This is a genomic window from Dyadobacter sediminis (assembly GCF_005860765.1).
Lineage (GTDB): Bacteria > Bacteroidota > Bacteroidia > Cytophagales > Spirosomataceae > Dyadobacter > Dyadobacter sediminis.
The window spans coordinates 860,361-874,427 of the sequence record NZ_VCEI01000021.1; the positions used below are offsets into that span (position 1 = coordinate 860,361).

Annotated in this window: 13 protein-coding genes; 3 read left to right on the forward strand and 10 right to left on the reverse strand. The window is 45.0% G+C overall.

Annotated features, from left to right (window positions below):
- Positions 1 to 54 precede the first annotated feature (54 nt).
- From FEM55_RS10855 to FEM55_RS10870, 4 genes are all read right to left on the reverse strand, one after another.
- Positions 55 to 684, reverse strand: coding sequence for a LysM peptidoglycan-binding domain-containing protein (locus tag FEM55_RS10855; RefSeq protein ID WP_138281342.1), 630 nt, complete (start codon positions 682 to 684; stop codon positions 55 to 57).
- Between the two features lie 66 nt (positions 685 to 750).
- Positions 751 to 1,236: a 5-(carboxyamino)imidazole ribonucleotide mutase gene (gene purE / locus FEM55_RS10860; RefSeq protein ID WP_138281343.1), complete on the reverse strand. Its 486-nt coding sequence runs from the start codon at positions 1,234 to 1,236 to the stop codon at positions 751 to 753.
- Positions 1,237 to 1,253: 17 nt separating this feature from the next.
- Positions 1,254 to 2,393, reverse strand: a complete 1,140-nt coding sequence (locus FEM55_RS10865; protein WP_138281344.1) for a 5-(carboxyamino)imidazole ribonucleotide synthase — start codon at positions 2,391 to 2,393, stop codon at positions 1,254 to 1,256.
- A 104-nt stretch (positions 2,394 to 2,497) separates the two neighbouring features.
- Positions 2,498 to 4,561 (reverse strand): BatA domain-containing protein, encoded by a 2,064-nt coding sequence (locus FEM55_RS10870; RefSeq protein WP_138281345.1) that lies wholly within the window; start codon positions 4,559 to 4,561, stop codon positions 2,498 to 2,500.
- Positions 4,562 to 4,845: 284 nt separating this feature from the next.
- On the opposite strand from FEM55_RS10870, the gene FEM55_RS10875 reads away from it, so the two are divergent.
- Positions 4,846 to 5,355, forward strand: coding sequence for a YcxB family protein (locus tag FEM55_RS10875; protein ID WP_229209196.1), 510 nt, complete (start codon positions 4,846 to 4,848; stop codon positions 5,353 to 5,355).
- A gap of 71 nt (positions 5,356 to 5,426) precedes the next feature.
- Here FEM55_RS10875 and FEM55_RS10880 read toward each other — a convergent pair whose 3' ends face one another.
- Complete coding sequence (locus FEM55_RS10880) at positions 5,427 to 6,080, reverse strand: DUF1684 domain-containing protein (RefSeq protein ID WP_138281347.1); 654 nt, start codon at positions 6,078 to 6,080, stop codon at positions 5,427 to 5,429.
- Between the two features lie 85 nt (positions 6,081 to 6,165).
- Positions 6,166 to 6,711 carry a hypothetical protein gene (locus FEM55_RS10885; protein WP_138281348.1) on the reverse strand — a complete coding sequence of 182 codons (546 nt, stop codon included), beginning with the start codon at positions 6,709 to 6,711 and terminating at the stop codon, positions 6,166 to 6,168.
- 251 nt (positions 6,712 to 6,962) lie between these two features.
- Between FEM55_RS10885 and FEM55_RS10890 the strand changes: the two genes are divergently transcribed.
- Complete coding sequence (locus FEM55_RS10890) at positions 6,963 to 7,385, forward strand: OsmC family protein (protein WP_138281349.1); 423 nt, start codon at positions 6,963 to 6,965, stop codon at positions 7,383 to 7,385.
- Positions 7,386 to 7,460: 75 nt separating this feature from the next.
- Here the strand turns inward: FEM55_RS10890 and hemW are convergent, their stop codons facing one another.
- Both hemW and FEM55_RS10900 read right to left on the reverse strand, forming a co-directional pair.
- Positions 7,461 to 8,585: a radical SAM family heme chaperone HemW gene (gene hemW, locus FEM55_RS10895; protein ID WP_138281350.1), complete on the reverse strand. Its 1,125-nt coding sequence runs from the start codon at positions 8,583 to 8,585 to the stop codon at positions 7,461 to 7,463.
- Complete coding sequence (locus FEM55_RS10900; protein WP_229209197.1) at positions 8,586 to 10,664, reverse strand: TonB-dependent receptor; 2,079 nt, start codon at positions 10,662 to 10,664, stop codon at positions 8,586 to 8,588.
- A 238-nt stretch (positions 10,665 to 10,902) separates the two neighbouring features.
- Between FEM55_RS10900 and FEM55_RS10905 the strand changes: the two genes are divergently transcribed.
- Positions 10,903 to 11,361 carry a hypothetical protein gene (locus FEM55_RS10905; RefSeq protein ID WP_138281351.1) on the forward strand — a complete coding sequence of 153 codons (459 nt, stop codon included), beginning with the start codon at positions 10,903 to 10,905 and terminating at the stop codon, positions 11,359 to 11,361.
- A gap of 75 nt (positions 11,362 to 11,436) precedes the next feature.
- Here the strand turns inward: FEM55_RS10905 and ctlX are convergent, their stop codons facing one another.
- Both ctlX and FEM55_RS10915 read right to left on the reverse strand, forming a co-directional pair.
- On the reverse strand, positions 11,437 to 12,381 hold the full coding sequence (gene ctlX / locus FEM55_RS10910) for a citrulline utilization hydrolase CtlX (RefSeq protein WP_138281352.1): 945 nt from the start codon (positions 12,379 to 12,381) through the stop codon (positions 11,437 to 11,439).
- Positions 12,382 to 12,436: 55 nt separating this feature from the next.
- Positions 12,437 to 13,891: an arginine deiminase family protein gene (locus FEM55_RS10915; RefSeq protein ID WP_138281353.1), complete on the reverse strand. Its 1,455-nt coding sequence runs from the start codon at positions 13,889 to 13,891 to the stop codon at positions 12,437 to 12,439.
- Positions 13,892 to 14,067 lie beyond the last annotated feature (176 nt).

The following is a 14,067-nucleotide window of genomic DNA, read 5'->3' on the forward strand; positions in this document are numbered from 1 at the left end:
AAATCCCGGAGCATCGCGCTTCGGGATTTTTTGTTATTAGACAATAAACTTTTTTTATTTCTTTTCAGGAAACGGAATAATCAGTTTTTCGCCACGTTCCGAAATATCCCTTGTCTTGCCGTTGGCTTTCATAATGGCTCCCTTGCTGACATTGTATTCATTGGCGACAACCCTTAATATATCGCCCGGACCAACCGTATGCACGGCTTTTACCTGAACTTTCAGTTTGGTTACACCGGCCTTGATATCCGGAACGGAAGAATTGAGTCCTTTTAACGTTTCTGTTTTCAGGTTATATCGCGCTGCGATGCTGGAATAGGTTTCGCCGCTTTTTACTGCATGCGTTATTTGTTGCCCGCCAAGCGACGATGCTGAAATAGCAGGCGTTTCCTTTTTTGCCGGTTTTTCAGGTTCTTCTTCCTCTGCCTTCCTGCCGGTTTCAGCAACAGCTTCATCCTCGTCTGCGGGCTCGTCCAGAACCGGCTCTTCGGCATTCTGGCCCACACTGGAATCCACAACAATAGACGTCAGTTCTTCCGAGTTGGTGGAACTGTCAGAAATGTATTCATAACCCACATAAAGCATTGCCAATACCAGAAGAACTAATACAAGCAGCGTTACAACGGGCAGATTCGATTTCTCGGTCGGGCGAATGTTTCTTTTCTTGGGGAATTCATCTTCCATAGCTGAGTTGAGATTCTTTAATGTGGTGTTTTTTAATATCTACGAAATTACTTAAGACTTGTTGTTTTACAAGTTCATTTTCAATTGCTCGTTCATGTCGGCAACTTTCTGTTTCAGGTTGTTTTTGAAAAGATCCAGTCGTTCCGCAACGGCTGCATCGCCTGCACCGATAATCTGGGCAGCCAGAATGCCTGCATTTCTTGCTCCGTTGAGCGCAACGGTTGCAACCGGAACGCCGGAAGGCATCTGAAGAATGGAAAGTACCGAATCCCAGCCGTCAATGGAATTGCTGGATAAAACGGGAACACCGATAACCGGAAGCGATGTAAGTGACGCAACCATGCCGGGCAAATGCGCCGCGCCGCCGGCCCCGGCAACAATTACCTTTAATCCGCGGCTGCGGGCAGAAACTGCATATTCCAGCATGCGTTCGGGTGTGCGGTGCGCAGAAACGATTTCCATTTCGTATGCAATTCCCAGTTCGTTCAGTGCGTCAGCGGCTTCCTGCATTACTTTCCTGTCGGAAAGGCTTCCCATAATTATTCCAACCATTTCAAATGTTCGTTTCTTTAGTGCGATTCTTTACTGATGACTTTTATATTCCTTTTAACAAATTCCACTTTCTCTTTTAATGCACGGATGTCCGTATCCATAATGGTGATATGCCCCATTTTACGGAATGGCTTGGTAACGAATTTCCAGTATAAAAACGGGAAAACCTGTTCGGTTGCCAGCAGTGTTTCCATACCTTCGTAAACCGCTGACCCCTGAAAACCTTCTTCGCCCAGCAAATTGACCATTGCCGACGGGCCGTATGCATGCGTGCTTCCAAGCGGCAGGTTCAGAATGGCGCGCCAGTGCTGTTCATATTGCGAGGTTGCATTGGCGCGGATCGTATGATGGCCGCTGTTATGCGGGCGCGGCGCCACTTCATTGATCAGGATTTCGCCTTCGGCAGTCAGGAAAAGTTCCACCGCAAGTAACCCGACAATCTGAAATGCTTCTGCTGTTTGCCGGGCTGTTTCCTGTGCTTTCCGGTCAATTTCAGGGTCAATTTCAGCGGGGGCAAAAAGGTATTCGACTAAATTGTGTTCCGGATGAAAAACCATTTCCACAGTCGGGAAAGTAACCACTTCTCCGGAAGGATTTCTGGCAACAATCACCGCCAGTTCTTTCTGGAACGGAACCGCCTTTTCAAGCAGTCCAGGCTGGTCAAATGCTTTGTCAAAATCGTTTTCTGAGGCAATCCGCTGCACTCCGCGTCCGTCATAACCGTCTTTTCCCAGCTTGTGAAAAGCAGGCAGAAAGGATGCATGACGGGCCGTATCGTTCCGGTTTTCGGTCAGTATAAATTCGGCGGTAGGAAGATCATTCTCAATGTAAAACTGCTTCTGAATGCGTTTGTCCTGTATTTTCCGGATGACGGCAGGCTGCGGATAGATCTTTTTTCCTTCCTTTTCCAGTGCTTCCAGCGCATCCACATTGACTTTTTCAATTTCAATGGTGATTACATCCAGCTCTTTTCCGAAATTATAAACCGTATCGTAATCCTGTAATGATCCGTGATGAAAATGAGGTGCGATTTTTTTGCAGGGGGCTTCGGCATCCGGGTCCAGAACGTGTATTTCCAGATTCCAGTCTATGGCCGCCTGCAGCAGCATCAATCCAAGTTGTCCGCCGCCAAGAATTCCTATTCGGGATGAAAGCATTTAAAATAATCGGTAATGTCTTGCAAAATTGGTGTAAAAACCGCTAACATAAAACCCTGCCGCGATCTTTTAATAAATTGCAACGGCTGCAATTCCCGTCCGGCTTATTTCATCCACCGGATCAATGCGACTTCAATCATCAGAAAGAACAACGCGCCGTATAAAAAGTATTTCCAGAGATTGGTGCCCATGTTCTGCTGCTGAAAAGCCGTGGAAAAAGCGTCGTCATCAATTTTGTCAAAAACAGCTACATTCTTCTGCCCCACGAAAATGGAACGCAGTTCATCCGGTGAGTAATACTGAAGCCGGGATTCTGCATGGTTATGGTTCAGCGCAATGATTTGTTCCGTTTTGTCATTTCTGACCAGTTCAAAATAGCCTGCGTCCAGACCTTCGCTGAGCTGATCGCCCTGCGGGATTTCAAGCAATAACTGATTTCCGGTCATGCGCTGAACGGGAATGATTTCAGCTTTGTTCCGGCGCAATTTGTAGACTGCATTGGCTTCCGGGTTGTTGAGGTTCAGCGCGATCGGGTTTTCATCAAAGGTGAAAGAAGTTCTTTGTGCGCGTACGCTGGAAGCGGCAATTTTATACATGACAGGAACAAAAATCGCATGCTGCGCAATATTGCCGTTTTCAGGATTGAAAGGCGCAGAAAAAAGATAGACTTTCCCGGTTCCCGATGTGGCCTGATTCAGATACGGCTGCCCGTTGCGTAACGAAAGCAGCAGTTGTCCTGCTCCCGACCAGTTCCAGACGGAAGCAACTGTCGGAAGGTTAAGGTTGATTTCCTGCCGTACCGACTCTTCAAAAACGTCGCTGAAAAACGGATTGTTCCTGTCCGGCGGTGCCAGTGCAATCGGAGCCGGACTGGTCGTTCCGGTTGTGCTCAGTCCGCTTATGTCCAGACCACTCAGAAATCGGCTGTAATTTTCGGCAACAGGTATTACCGGAGGAACAACGGCAATGCTGCCGCCTTTGTTACGTACAAAATCGGTCAGATCCTGCGGCAATGTGCCCGAAAGCTGATCCACGCCTTCCAGAATAACAAGGTCCGAGTTTTTAATCAGTCCCGGATCTATATTCTGTGCGCTGTAACTCTGCACGGAAAACAGACTGTCGTTGGCATAAACATTCTCGATGTAATTGCCGCTGGATTTCTGCCCGTAAATATGCAGAATCCGGATCAGCGGAGAAGCATTGAGTACAAAATAGTAATTATTATCGAAAGTAACCGGAAAATCATCAAAGGTAATCTGGCCTTTTTTATAGCCTTTTCCTTTCAGGTTGAAATTGAACTTGGCCGTTGCATTGCCGTTTGCGGGCACATTTACCGAAGCGGTCGAAGCCTGCGTATTGTCCAGCGTAAGTTTCAGGATGACGTTCTTGGCTTCCTGTTTTCCCGAATTGCTCACTTTTACAAACAGGATGTTATTCTGAAGTTCGCGTATGAACGGCGTGTTCAGCCATGCGGAATCTACAAAAACGTTTTTTTCGGGTACGGCCTGAATCGGCACCAGAAAGAGCTTGCTGGCCGTATCGATTTTCAGGCCGGACAAATCGCCGGAAGTACTTTTCTGGAAATCTGAAAACCAGAAAAGCTGGTTGGTACCCGCATTCTGATGCTTGATCATCAGGTTTTCCTGTCGTCTGTAAACCTGTTCCAGCGTTCTCGGCGTATTGGATAAATCGATGGTTGTAAGCCGGTCACGTAATTTCTCGGCAGAATAAAGCCCTTGTTCCTGCGAAGAAAAATCATTGGTGACCATCTGAAGCGTTGTCACATTTCGTAAAATTCCAAGCAAATCGCTCAGCCGGCTTGTTGCAAGATCCAGATACCGTTTGGTATTCAGCTCGTTCTGCATGCTGTAAGAATTATCGAGATACAAACTCGTGATTCCTCTTCTGTCTACGGCCAGGCTGTTTGCTGCCGGCAGAAACGGCTGTGCAAAGGCAAGCGCAAGGCAGACAATGGCCAGAATCCGCGCCGCCATGACAAGCCAGTGCTTGATTTGCCGGACCGAGCGCGTTTTTGTATCCACTGCTTTCAGAAAAGCGACATTTGTAAAGTAAATGCGCTTTGTTCGCCGGAAATTGAATATGTGAATGGCAATCGGAACAGACACAGCCAGTAAGCCCCATAAAAACGACGGAAAAAGAAAACTCATTTGGTTCTGTATTATCGTGTTTGTCAATTGTTCCTATAATCCGGACCGCAGATTAAAGAATGATGCTAATTCAACGCAGTTAAGAAAGACAAATTACATGAAATTCTCCTAACTACTTTTTATTTCGGCACCTTTCTGATATGTGTGTGGCTTTTTCCTAACTTTGCACTTCTTTTTCGCAATCCATGTTTTATCTATAAAGTTGCGGAACAGAACAGGAAATTGCTAATTTAAATCAAGTTATGGCCAAAGTTTCGGTAAATAAACACCAGCCCGTCTATCAAATGCCTACGAACCCGGCCGCGGTTCGAACGAAGAAGTATGCCTTAGCAACCAAGAAATACGTTACGCTGGCCATGCGTTATTTTTTCAAAACGCAGCTGAAATGGGGCCTTATTCCGCTTGCATTGATCCTGATCAATGCCGTTCTGAACCTCACCGGTGTTTATCCGAACCTCTGGATTTATATCACTGCGATTATCGGTTCCATACTTTATGTATTGTTCTGGCTGATCCAGTTTACAGGCATCACACAGCTGGCGCAGTACAAGCCTATGTTCGAAAAATTTCAATACGAAATTGACAATCGTCAGATTCTGATGAAGTTGAACATGAAAGAAGGAAGCGTTATCAAATGGGAACAGATTCTGGAAAGTTATAAAGACAAGGATGCTTACGTTCTGGTTATTTCCAAAGGTCAGTTTATACATCTGCCGTTCACAATCTTCAATTCAGAACACGACATCAAGGTTTTTGAACGCATTTTAAAGCAGAAGGAACAGTTGAAAGCCTAATGGCTCATTTAAGTCAAAAAGAAAAAGCCTGATATTTTACGTCAGGCTTTTTCTTTGTCATTTCAAGAAAGTTAATTCAGGCGGTTTTTAGGTTTTGAGTCCGTTTCCTGTAACTTGGCCTGCTCGTGTTCTTTACCGAATTTCTTTTCGCCTGCCAGTATTTCAATGGACAAATGATTTTCACTTGGCGGGATCGGGCAGTTAAAGCCGTCACTGTAAGCACAATATGGATTATAAGCCTTGTTGAAGTCAAGCGTGTAGACATTATCCTTCAGATCCGTTGTTTTCAAATCCAGATAACGGCCGCCGCCGTAAGTTTCCATGCCGTTTGTTTTATCTTTAAACGGAATAAAAAGGTAGTCCTTGTATTTTGCCAGCGACTGCAGGCTCAGGCTTCTGTAAACACTCAATGTCTGTCTTCTGCCGTTCAGCCTGAATTTCAGCTCGCCGTATTTTACATAAGTTTTGTTTACGCCGCTGTAAGTCGGCATTTCAAAAGCAGTGCTTTTGCTTTTTTCAAAACGGGCCGTAACGCGGTAAGTGGAATCGGGTTCAAAAAAATCAAGAAAGGCAAGGTCTGCTTTTTTCAAAGGCGAGTTGGCGGAATGCAGAAATTCCTGTTTGTACTTCTGGCGGTGTTTGTCAATTTCTTGGCTGAAATTCTGGGCACAAACAAGCTGGCCGGCGGTCAGGAACAATAGGAGCAAGGCTGTAATCGTCTTCATTTTTTTATGTGATCCGGCAAGTTAGCTTGCCGGATGGTTAATTGTTAACTTAATGAACAACCGATCTTTATGGTTTTTCAAACGGTTATTTGGCTTTTATCTTAACTACTTCGGATTCTTTGATATTAAAATACTTGGCAACTGAATTGTAATCATTGTAATTAACTGCCCCGTTTGTACGGGCTGCAAAATCCGCCGGAACAATCACAACCCGGAAACTCTGGTTTGCGGTGTAATCCGCCGAGACAGCAGCCAGATTAACCGTTCCGTCAAGAAATATGGAAAAATCCTTGCTGGTGCGATCAAAGTTGTATGTAAGAATTCCATTGGTTAAAAATGCTGTTTGCGGCAAAGGACGGTACGCTACCAGTTTTTCACCATTTACATCCGTTTCTCCCCAGTTAATGTAAACGAGCACTGCATCCGATTCAAGAACATTGACTTTTGCATCTGCAAACGTCAGACCGTACTGATGTTGGTTTGCAACAGTGAAATTCACATTGACCAGATCAAAAGTCGTGCCTACGACATCTATACTTTCTCCTTGCGGGCCCTGAGGTCCCTCGGGACCGCGGCAACCTTGAAACAGCGCCAGGAAAATCAATAAAAGGGGAATGAGCTTTCTGTTCATAAGATGTACTAATTAAATAAATAATTGTTTAAATTTTGGTTTTAGATCGAAATACAATAATAAAGTTTAATTCCGGACAGAGTATTAACTTTCATTAACTAAAATAATTGCGACAACGCTGGATGTAAAATACCTTGCCCGCAAATACAGTTAAATAAATAATGCATTTCGCTGGATAATTAAATTTGCGTTGTTAAAGGATAGATGCTACTTTTCCCATTTATAACAGTAACAATTTTAAATCAAACATCATGATTAATCGTAAAGCAACCGCCGTCTGGAAAGGAACAGGAAAAGAAGGTACCGGAACAATCAGCACGCAGAGTACTGTACTGGAAAATACGCAATATTCCTTCAATACGCGTTTTGCGGAAGGTAAAGGAACAAATCCGGAAGAACTGGTTGCAGCTGCACACGCAGGCTGTTTTGCCATGAAGCTCAGCTTCGAACTGAATGCTGCGGGATTTACTGCAGATGAACTGAATGCAACCGCAACCGTAAGCCTTGATCCTGCAAAAGGGCAGGTTACCAAAAGCCATATCGACCTGAAAGCACAGATTCCGGGAATTTCTCAGGAACAGTTTGCGGAAATTGCTGCCAAGGCGGAAAAAGAATGCCCGATTTCCCAGCTGCTTAATGCTGAAATTTCACTAAATGCAGAACTGGTTTCCTGATTATTCCGGACATCCTTAAAAGCAGAAAGGCATCATTAACTGATGCCTTTCTGCTTTTATTGTCCTGCTTAAAATCTAATCGATAAACAGATCGCTGGCAATACGGTCGGCGAACAGTTTTCCCGGTTCTGTTAAGAGGATAAAGCCGTCGTTCTTTTTTATCCAGCCTTTGGTCAGCATGTTTTCCAGTCTTTTGCCGTTTCGAGCTGTAAAAATGCCTTGCGAAAGTGATTCCAGCTTTTCCAGTTTCACGCCCCATTTGGTACGAAGCCCGGTCAGGATGTATTCGTTTGTCTGGTCAGCGGAGGTCAGAATTTCTGTTGTAGCCGGAATGGTTTCATTCTGAATGGCCTGCAGATATTTTGCATTGTTTGAAATATTGTACTGCCTGCTGCTTCCGTTATAGGAATGCGCACTCGGGCCAATGCCGAGATACGGACGCTGCTTCCAGTAAGAACTGTTATGCCGGCTGTATTGCTGAATGCGTGCAAAGTTGGAAATTTCGTATTGTTCGTAGCCATTTTCTGCCAGTGAACTTACAAGTATCTCAAACTGCCTCGCCGCAAATTCTTCATCAATCGGTTTTATCTTGTTCTTTTTAAGCCAGTTTCCAAAAATCGTCTGCGGTTCAATCGTCAGGCAGTACGCCGAAATGTGCGTAACATCCAGGTCGGAAGCTTTCCGGATGTCTTCCAGTAAAATACTGTGATCCGAAGCTGGAATGGCATAAATCAGGTCAATGGAAATATTCGTAATCCCTGAATCCTGCGCAATCCGGACACATTCTCCAGCCTCGGAAGCCGAATGTACGCGATTCAGAAATTGCAGATGCGGCTCATGAAAAGACTGTATGCCGATGCTCAATCGATTTATGCCGGCTCTTTTAAGCTGTTCTGTTTTTTCCTGATCCAGATCGTCCGGGTTTGCTTCCAGCGTGATTTCCGCATCAGGAGCAACGGTAAAGTTTTTATAAACGGCATTCAGTATGCTGTTCAGCTGTGGTTCCGTCAGCAAAGACGGCGTACCTCCGCCAAAATAAATCGTTTCCACATACGGGTCAGCTAAATAATGCTTCTGCAATTCCATTTCGGAAACAATCGCTTCAGTCATCGCCTGCTTTCCCGAAGTATTGGTACTGAAATGAAAATCACAATAATGACAAGCCTGTCTGCAAAACGGTATATGAATGTATAAATGCATTTATCTTGAATTTTTCTGCCATTCCCAGCCGATCTTCACACCTGCCCAGATGTTATCTTTTGGAGCCGCATTGTAATAACGGTTTCCGAACGCATTCAGGTCGTAGCCAAGGCTGTAAATGCCGGCATGCACTTTTTCGGCCGAGGCGGACAATTCGCTGTAAAGGTGTTGTCCCCAGCTTTTTTTCCAGCTTACGCGTGCAATCCATTGGTTGTAAGGCGTATTTTTAACCGTATTGGCATCGTTCAGGTAAAATGAACTTCCGCTTTGATACGTAACAAATGCTGAAATCCCGAATTTGAACAACGCATCCAGACCGGTACTTTGTGAAAATCTTGGAATGCCCGGAATGAGTTTTCCGCTGAGGTCCACTTCTGCCTGCTGAAAGTTTTCGAAAGTATAACGCGTGTAAGTTCCAGTATTCCAAAGCCGCAGCGACAAAGGATTCTGATAGCCCGAAAGAATATCATAAGCCAGTGTCCATTCCATTCCTTTCTGCCTGGTTTTTCCTGCATTGATAAAATACTCGGCTCCGCCTTCGTTGGTTCTTCTGACAATGGTTTCTTTAAGCCCGAAATGATAAAGGCTGATTTCTCCGGTGATGAATTTTCCTGTTTTCCGGATGCCGACTTCTGTGTTGATCCCTCTTTCCGCTTCCAGGTCTTTGCGGAACCCGCCGGCCGAAGGACGAACTTCCTGCAAGGTCGGAGGTGAAAAACCGCCGCTGTACGAAGCGGTAACCGCCCAGTTTTTTGCAATGATTTTGTTGGCTGCAAAGCGCGGAATGAATATGCCGTCAAACGTGCGCTGATCCTTGTTATACGGCAGTGCAAAAAAGCGTTCGTATTTGTATCTTGATGTGTTATAGCTCAAACCTGCGCTAACTGTGAGGTCTGAAAAAAGAACAGCTTCGAGCTGACTGAATACGGAAAGGTTTGCTGTGCGGATATCTTCAACGGTCTGTTGTTTGTCCGGAGTGCCTCCGATATTGTCGTAATTGCGTTGCGCCGATTTGCTGAACTGCCATTCAAATCCGGTTGTCCAGTTGGTTTTCACATTTCCGATCTGCGAACGGTTCTGCCAGAAATTTCTGCCGCCCACACCTTGCTCATCTCTTTTTTCATAATTGGAAATAAAAGGATTGGCAAAGTCGGTATAAGTCAGATAAAGTGCAGTGGACTGCGTCCAGTTGTCGGAAAGCTGTAACGTGTAATTTCCGCCGAGCAAGGCAAGTTTGGTATAAATGGCGGCTTGCTGGGCTTCGCTACCCGGAAGCGTTGCAGTAGGCTGTCTGGCCAGCTTTGGATTAGTCTGATATTGGGCCAGCGTAATGCCGCCGGGCGTTTGGTAATAAAGGTCGGAATACATGCCGAGCAAGGACAAAGTTCCTTTTTCCCCGATTCGGGAAGAAGAAGTAAGCCGTATTGCATCGCGCGCCATCGCGCTGTGATTGCGGTATCCGTCCTGTTCGCTATGCCCGTACTGAATGGAAATATCGCCGATCTGCATCGTGGAATTACGATTCTGGAAACCATACTTGCCGAAACTGACGCTTTGTTCAAAACGGTTCATGGCTTCATTGTCCGGATGGCTTTGCATGAGTACGACTCCGCCAGTTCCCGCTCCGTACAGGCTGCTTCCCGGACCTTTGATGATTTCCATCCGCTGTACCGCGTTGTAATCCAGTGAATTCAGAGGCGTATTGCCGCTTGCATCCGTAAAAGGAATGCCGTTCCAGTAAAACTTGACATTCCTGACCCCGAAAGGCGAGCGGATCAGGCTTCCGCGAACGGAAAAGCGGTAACTGCCCGGCGAACGTTCTTCCATTCTTACACCCGGAATGGCATTCACCGCATTGGCCCATGTAACGGGTGAAAATCTTTCCAGCGATCTGGACGAGATCAGTCCGACCGTTGCCGTTGTGGACAAAAGGTTTGTCTTAGTTTCAAATGCATTGACCGTCACCTCGTTCAGGTTTTGCGTTTGCAGCGTATCACTACTTTGCGCAGCTGCTGATTCGGGACAAAAAACATTTAAACAGACTGTAAAAAGGGCAGGAACGTAAAATTTAAGCATCATAATAAAAAACAGGAATCAATAATTTCAAATCAGAAAATCAAGGAAAAAGGGAACAGGAAAAATCCATAACGAGTTGGTTTGCCAGTTTGGTTTCATAAATGCATGTCAAAAACATTTTTAATTCTTTGAGCATAATTTTCTACAAATGAAAAGTGTCGTGACGTATAATGGTCTGGTAAGATTTTTGTACCGGAAACAACAAATCATCTATACCAAATAACAATAACTATTACCTGCTATGAAAAGAATCAACCTAATGGTGGCTGCAATACTTGCATCCGGAATGCTGACACTGAACAGTTGCTCGGAAAAGACCAAAGATTCCGCCGAGGAAACCGTGGAAGAAGCCAAAAATGACATGGACGAAAACGTTTCCGAAGCAAATGCGGACATCAAAGACGCGGGCAACGATTTTGAAGCAAAAGTAAAAGAAGACAAGGAATCCCTGAAAGCCGACATTAACGAAGCAATCAGCAAGCTCGACAAAAAAATAGAAGATGCCGATGCCAAGATGGAAAAAGCGACTGACAAGGAAAAAGCAAAATGGCAGGAACGCAAAAAAGAAATGAACGAAGAAAAAGCTGAACTAAAGGCTTCTCTGGAAAATACACAGGCAGAAACTGCTGAAAAATGGGATGCTTTCAAAGCGGAAACCAAAGAAAAAATTGCAAGAGCCAAGGCGGATCTAAAAGATTAACAAGCTACTTGTAAAACAAAAATGCTCCGGCATATCCTGCCCGGAGCATTTTTGTTTGATAGGCGAATGCAAATGCTATTTCAAAGGAAGGTGAATTTCTGTCAGCATGCACCGCGCAGAACCGCCTCCGTTTTCTTCAATATAGGATAAATCGGTATGCAGCAGCCGACCATATTCGCTCAGTATTTCTTTCTGTTTTTTGGTAAGAGAATGATAAGCCTGCGTGGACATAACCAGAAATTTGTCGGATCGATTGTTTTTTACAAACAGCATATTGCCTGCAAAGTGACGGACTTGTTCCAGTGAAATTTCAATGATGAATTTTTTGGTCTCTTCCAGCGCAGCCCGTACAAGCTGCCTTTCGTCCGGATCTTTAATAGCTTCGAGGCAAATGACCGCAAAAATATCGCCGATGCACATCAGTACATTGGTATGGTAAACCGGCAGGTCATTTTCATCGGATGCAGAAAAGGAAACAATTTCGTAACCCATTGCTTCTGCGAAGGCGCTGAGGACTTCCGGATGCGTGCGTGGTGAAATACAGGCATATGCAATTTTATAACGCCGGTCCAGCACCATACTTCCGGTTCCTTCCAGATATTTTCCTTCCGCTTCAAAATGAGTCAGATCAATGATTTCTTCCATCTTGAAATCATTGCCCAGTTTATCAATAATGTCCATTCTGCGTTCCGTCCGGCGGTTTTCCGCCATCATCGGATAAAGGACTACTTTCCCGCTTTGATGAAAAGAAACCCAGTTGTTGGAAAAAACGGCATCCGGACGGTAAGCATCATCCTTGTCGTCAAAAACGTGAAGCTCGATACCGGCAATCCGGAGCTGTTTGATCATCAGTTCAAATTCATCATCAGCCGTATTGGAAGTAGTATTTTCCGATGGTTTGTGCTGAAACCCGTTGCTGTCGGCAGTCTCCGGATTAAAGCCAAACTGCGCCGGCCTGATCATCATCATTCGGGAAGTTGACTGAGGCTGGTTCTGGACAGATGAAGTGATTACGCGCATGGCAAGGAGTTAAAGTTATATGGCAATTTACAACTGAATTATTGCGATTGCAATATTATAATTCCCGCAGAACCGGCATGCTCATGCAATGCGAGCCGCCTCTTGCCCGGGAAAGTTCGGCAGAAGCAAGCGTAATAAAAGTGTCGGTCAGTGAATCGGGCGACAAGCGGTCATTTTCAAATTCGTTCAGAAGATTTTCCGCACTGATGATCCGGAACCCTTCTTTGCGGAATGCTTCCAGTGTTTTATCATTCCGGTCGTAGCCAATGACAACGCCGTCTTTCAGGGCAAGCAGGTTGCAGGAATCCGTCCATTGTTCGCGTTCGCCGTAAGGAAATTCATTGTTGCCGGAATAAATAAAACGCACTTTTTCCGTTGAGCCCAGGTCTTCCGTACTGATACTGGAAAGCAGATCTTCCAGGTTTTCTATTTCAATCGGCGTTTGTTCCTGACCTTTTACAAACTGAAGAATCCGCAGTTCCTTGTTCGTGTTTTCCGGACCGAAAAAATGCAGCACGTCTTTCTTTCTTGCCTCGTCGCCAAGCCTTGCAAGCGAACCCAGCAGCACCCAGACATTCTTTTTAACTTGTGTAAAAATCGTATCGATATGCATGTAATCCCTTTTTTTAGGAATTTTCACGATCGTGATTTTTTTTACAACATCTTTTTGAAACAACAGTTTCATGACTTGCTGTGCAGCATAAACCGAAGTCCGTTCGCTGCATCCGATGAGCAAATGATCGGGTGAAACCATCATGACATCTCCGCCTTCCAGCGTACAGCGGTGATAATCGCTTGCCTTTTCCTCATCCGGCAACAGAAAATGGTGTTCGTTTTCAGGAATTTCAATGATATTTTCCCTGATATGCGCAAACATCGGATGGTAAAAAAAGACAAACTGAGCCAAAATGGATTCGCGCGTACGCGCATTTTTGGCCGGTTTGTTGAGCAGAAGATGATTGTTGATCACAATGCCGATATCCCGCATGAAAATCAGGTTTGGCAATGGCGCAAAAAGCATTTTTTCACCGGAATAGGCGCCTGAAATAAATATTTTTGCAAGTTCGTCCGCATCGTATCCGTTCAGTTCTTCCTGCACGCGGTACGAACACCGTTCAATGCCGCAGATTGCAGCCGTTAATTTGGTCCTTACACTTTCATTTTCCAGGATTTCGGCCAGTAATTTCTGTATATCAATGACATAGTCGGAATTAAAGTAATTTTCGGACCCCGGAATGTAAAAGGAACGCGATGCATCCTGATCAATCTGCGCGAGTTTGCCCTTGATTTTTCCGGGATCAAGAAATGAAAGGAGGATTTTGACATAGTAATCGTATTCTTTCCTGCGCATGGTATCCAGATGCACAATGTCCTCAAAAAGCCAGTCCTGAGCCTTGCTGGGCACTACTTTCCCGAGGCCGCCGTCGGGACTGTGAATTAGAAGCCTTTTCAAAGTGCCGGTTTCGGACGAAACATGTATGGTTGGGTTTGTTGATTTATCGGTAAGCATAATGAGATGGAGTAAGTCGCCTGGCTACAAAGTAAATGCTTTATATTTTAATAAGCAGAAAGCGTCCGGTTGCATGTACAACCCCGTATAAATCACTTATATAAATATGCTTTAACCGGGAACAACAAGCACTGCAAATCGGTTGTAAGATATAGATGGCAATAGGCTCCGGGCTT